2 protein-coding genes and 1 pseudogene are annotated in these 4,279 nt (G+C 72.6%); 2 read left to right on the top strand and 1 reads right to left on the bottom strand.

Translation table 11 applies throughout. The features are described 5' to 3' along the window. Window positions 1–150 precede the first annotated feature (150 nt). Entirely contained in the window at window positions 151–513 is a 363-nt protein-coding gene (locus RIF68_RS28860) for a hypothetical protein (protein ID WP_309054232.1), read from the top strand. A 79-nt stretch (window positions 514–592) separates the two neighbouring features. On the opposite strand, the pseudogene RIF68_RS28855 reads toward RIF68_RS28860, so the two are convergent. Next, window positions 593–796 (bottom strand): annotated as a pseudogene (locus tag RIF68_RS28855) (hypothetical protein); the annotation flags it as partial. 327 nt (window positions 797–1,123) lie between these two features. Between RIF68_RS28855 and RIF68_RS28850 the strand changes: the two are divergent. Beyond that, entirely contained in the window at window positions 1,124–4,123 is a 3,000-nt protein-coding gene (locus RIF68_RS28850) for a carbohydrate binding domain-containing protein (RefSeq protein ID WP_309054231.1), read from the top strand. Window positions 4,124–4,279 lie beyond the last annotated feature (156 nt).

Here is a 4,279-nt window from a genome sequence, read left to right as displayed (position 1 = left end):
CGGCCCGGGCGGACCACTGCCCTGTCCGCGCGTTCTCGCGATCCTGGGTGATCCCCGGCGAACCGCCGGGCGCCGGCCCCTCGGGCGTGCCGACCACACGGCCGGAGGCGCCCCCACAGGGGCGCCGGCCCGTTCGGATACGGTGGTGCGATGTCCGAGAGCCTGCCCGCCGATGTCGCCGATGTGCTCGCGGCCCTCCTGAGCACGGACGATCCGGTGCACGTCGCGCTCCGGCGGCAGGTCCCGCACCTGAGTGTGCGGGAGCGCTGCGCCTGCGGGTGCGGCACCGCCTACTTCGCGTGCGGCACCGGCGAGGTCGATCCGGCGCCCACCGGTCCCGGCACCGTCGTGGTGGCCGAGGCGCAGCTCGTCACGGAGTCCGGCCTGTACCCCGGCGAGGTGCTGGTCTTCGCGCAGGGCGGCTACCTGTCGTGGGTGGAGGCCTGTTCGTGGAGCGACGAGGTCGACGTGACGCTGGCGGCCGCCCGTCGCTGGCTGCCGCCGCGCCCGTGACCCCGGGCGGCCGGCGGCCGGTACCCGGCGGCGCGGCGTCGTGGGGCGCCCGCAGCCGTCGCCGAGGCCGTACTCGCCCTTAGGAGGGCCGACGACGGGCGGCTCGGGGCTCGACGACGGTCTCCTGCGCCGCCACCGTGGTCCCCGCGGCCGGCGGCGCGTCGACCGGTACGTTCCGCTTGACCAGGGCCAGGGCGATGGAGCCCGGCTCGTGGTGGCGGACGCCGCTCGTCCCGAAGCCGGGCCGCCATCCCTCGGCGTCGGTGGCCGGCCGCCGGGGTGAACTCCGGGTCCGAGCACCGTTTCTGACGGCCGCTCGGCGCGCCGTCACGGCCGGGGCACGAGACGTGCCGGGCCGACCCGCCTCCCTCCCGACCCGCTCCCCCTCCCCGGGCGGCGGCCGGTCCGGGGCCGCGCGGGCGTCGCACGTCCGATGACCGGCCTTCCCCGCACGTCTTCCGGACGTCTTCGCCGGATGTCTTCCCACCCGGGCCGGCCGGCGGTAACTTCCCCCCGACGCAAGGAATTTCAGAAAGTTTCCGACCGGTTTTCCAGAAGCGCCGATCCCCTTGCCGCCGGCGTGCCGGAAGCATCCCGCCAGGAGCCGCAGATGCCCCGTACCCCCACGCGGCCGGCCGGCCGCGCCGTGGTGGCCGTGGTGGCCGCCGCCGCAGGTCTGCTCGCCGCGGTCACCACGCCGTCCGGCACGCCACCGCCGTCCTCACCACCCCACCGGACCGCTCCGGTGGCCGCCGTCGCGGAGAACACGGCGACCGTCTTCTACTGGACCAGGACGAAGGACTGGGCCGCCTACAAGCTGCACTACGCCCCCGACGGGGGCGCCTGGACCACCGTGCCCGGCATGGCGATGGAGCCGGCCTGTACGGACTGGGTGCGGGCGACCGTCCCCCTGGGCGCCGCCACCGGCCTGCGGGCCACCTTCAACGACGGCGCCGGCACCTGGGACAACAACGGCGGCCGGAACTACGCCCTCGGGACCGGGAACATCACCGTCAAGGACGGGGCCGTCGCCCACTCCGACCCCTGCGCCGGGACCCCGCCGCCCGATCCCTCCGCCAGGGCGACCGTGTACTACTCCACGGAGTCCCTGGGCTGGCCGACGGTCAACATCCACCACCAGCCGGCCGGCGGGTCGTGGACCACCGTGCCCGGTGCCGGCATGGAGCAGGTGTGCGCGGGCTGGTGGAAGCGGGAGGTGGACCTCGGTACGGCCGGTTCGATGAAGGCCGCCTTCAACAACGGCAACGGGATCTGGGACAACAACGGCGGCGCCGACTACACCATCGGCGCGGGCGTCTCCACGGTCCGGAGGAACACCGTGACGCCGCAGGCGTCCGACCCGTGCGCCGCCACCCCGCCCGACACCCGCGCGCCGACCGCCCCGGGCCGGGTCACCGCCCTCGCCGACGGCACCTCCGTCCTCCTCACCTGGGACCCGGCCACCGACGACCGCGGTGTCACGAAGTACCAGGTGACCCGGACGGGCGGCACCGGCGGCACGACCGTCACCGACGTCGGCTCGACCGTCCTCTCCGACACGGGCCTCGCCGAACGGACCGCGTACGCCTACACCGTGCGGGCGGTCGACGCCGCCGGGAACGTCTCCGCCGCGTCCGCCCCGGCGACCGTCACCACCGGTGAGCGGCCCGCGGGCCCGGCCCCCGGCAAGCCGCTGGGCACCGACCCGCGCAAGGACCCGATCTACTTCGTCCTGACCGCCCGCTTCCACGACGGCGACCCGTCGAACAACCGCGGCGGCAGCCAGCACACCCGGTCGGGCAACGCGGCCCATGACGACCCCATGTTCCGGGGCGACTTCAAGGGCCTGATCCAGCGGCTCGACTACATCAAGGGGCTCGGCTTCTCCGCCGTCTGGATCACCCCCGTCGTGCTCAACCGCTCCGACTACGACTACCACGGCTACCACGGCTGGGACTTCCACCGGGTCGACCCGCGCCTGGAGTCCGCCGGGGCCTCCTACCAGGACCTCATCGACGCCGCCCACGCCAAGGGCATGAAGATCTACCAGGACGTCGTCTACAACCACTCCTCCCGCTGGGGCGCGAAGGGCCTGTTCACGCCGACCGTGTACGGCGTGCGGGACAGCCAGTGGAGCTGGTACTACGACGAGAAGCAGCCCGGCTTCGCCTACGACGGGCTGACGGTCGACCCGAAGTCGGGGAAGTCGTACTACAACGGCGACCTGTGGTCCACGGCCGAGCCGGCCGGCAACACCTGTCTCCACTGGGGGAGGCCGACCGGCGGCCGGAGTGCCGAGGGCTACACGCTCCACAACTGCCAGTGGCCCAGCCCCACGTCGGGCATGTTCCCCAAGGACCTCTACCACCAGTGCTGGATCGGCAACTGGGAGGGTGAGGACTCGCGTTCCTGCTGGATCCACGAGGACCTGGCCGACTTCGACACCGAGAAGCCGGCCGTGCAGAACCATCTGATCGGCGCGTACAACAAGTACATCGACATGGGGGTGGACGGTTTCCGCGTCGACACCGCCGTGCACATCCCGCGCACCACCTGGAACCGGCGCTTCCTGCCCGCGATCCAGGAGCGCGTCACGCAGCGCCACGGCGCCGAGGCGGCCCGGAACTTCTTCGTCTTCGGCGAGGTGGCCGCCTTCGTCAACGACAAGTGGAACCGCGGCTCGGTCAACCACTCCGCGCAGTTCTACACCTGGAAGGAGCGGGGGGAGTTCTCCGCCGACGACGGCGCTGCGGCCCTGGAGATGTACGCCTACGAGCAGCAGCGGGGCACCGGCGACCAGCCCACCTCCACCAACGCCTTCCTGGCGGGGAACGCCTACCACGCGCCCGACCGGAGCCGCTTCTCCGGCATGCACGTCATCGACATGCGGATGCACATGAACTTCGGCGACGCGCAGAACGCCTTCTCCAACGGCAAGGACTCCGACGACAGTTACCACGACGCCACGTACAACGTCGTCTACGTCGACAGTCACGACTACGGGCCGAACAAGTCCTCCGAGCGCTACGCGGGCGGGACCGACGCCTGGGCGGAGAACATGTCGCTGATGTGGACCTTCCGGGGCATCCCGACGCTGTACTACGGCTCCGAGATCGAGTTCCGCAAGGGCCGGAAGATCGACTGCGGGCCGTCCTGCCCGCTGGCGGAGACGGGCCGCGCCTACTTCGGCGACCACCTGGCGGGGTCGGTCACGGCCTCCGGCTTCTCGAAGGTGTCCGCCGCCTCGGGGGCGGTCGCCACGACCCTCCGGCAGCCGCTGGTCCAGCACGTCCAGCGGCTCAACGAGATCCGGCGGGCGGTCCCGGCGCTGCAGACCGGCCAGTACTCCACGGAGGGCGTCTCGGGCGGGATGGCGTTCAAGCGCCGCTACACCGGCGGTACGACGGACAGTTTCGCGCTCGTCACCGTCTCGGGCGGCGCCACGTTCACGGGCGTCCCGAACGGGACGTACACCGACGCCGTCAGCGGTGACGTGCGGACCGTCTCGGACGGCCGTCTCTCCGTCGCCGCGCCGGGCAAGGGCAACCTCCGGGTGTACGTGCTCGACGGCCCGGGCCGCGTCGGCACGGCGGGACCGTACCTGAAGTGACACCGGCGTACGGGGCGGGCCCGGCGCCCGCTCCGTACCCCCCGGGGAACGAACCGCGCACAGGGGCGGAAAAACGTCCCTTCCCGGCGCCGCCAGGTCAACAGTCCGTAACACGAACGGGCTTCTCGGACAGAAGTCTTCCCTCCGCCGGAGCCG

The organism is Streptomyces sp. (assembly GCF_031178505.1).
GTDB lineage: Bacteria > Actinomycetota > Actinomycetes > Streptomycetales > Streptomycetaceae > Streptomyces > Streptomyces gulbargensis.
Note: the sequence above shows the minus strand (reverse complement) of the source record. Positions and strands in the feature narration are given on the sequence as shown.

Bases quoted from the DNA above. Each gene is read 5' to 3' on its own strand.
- RIF68_RS28860 (WP_309054232.1), top strand. From the start codon at position 151: ATGTCCGAGAGCCTGCCCGCCGATGTCGCCGATGTGCTCGCGGCCCTC.
- RIF68_RS28850 (WP_309054231.1), top strand. From the start codon at position 1,124: ATGCCCCGTACCCCCACGCGGCCGGCCGGCCGCGCCGTGGTGGCCGTG.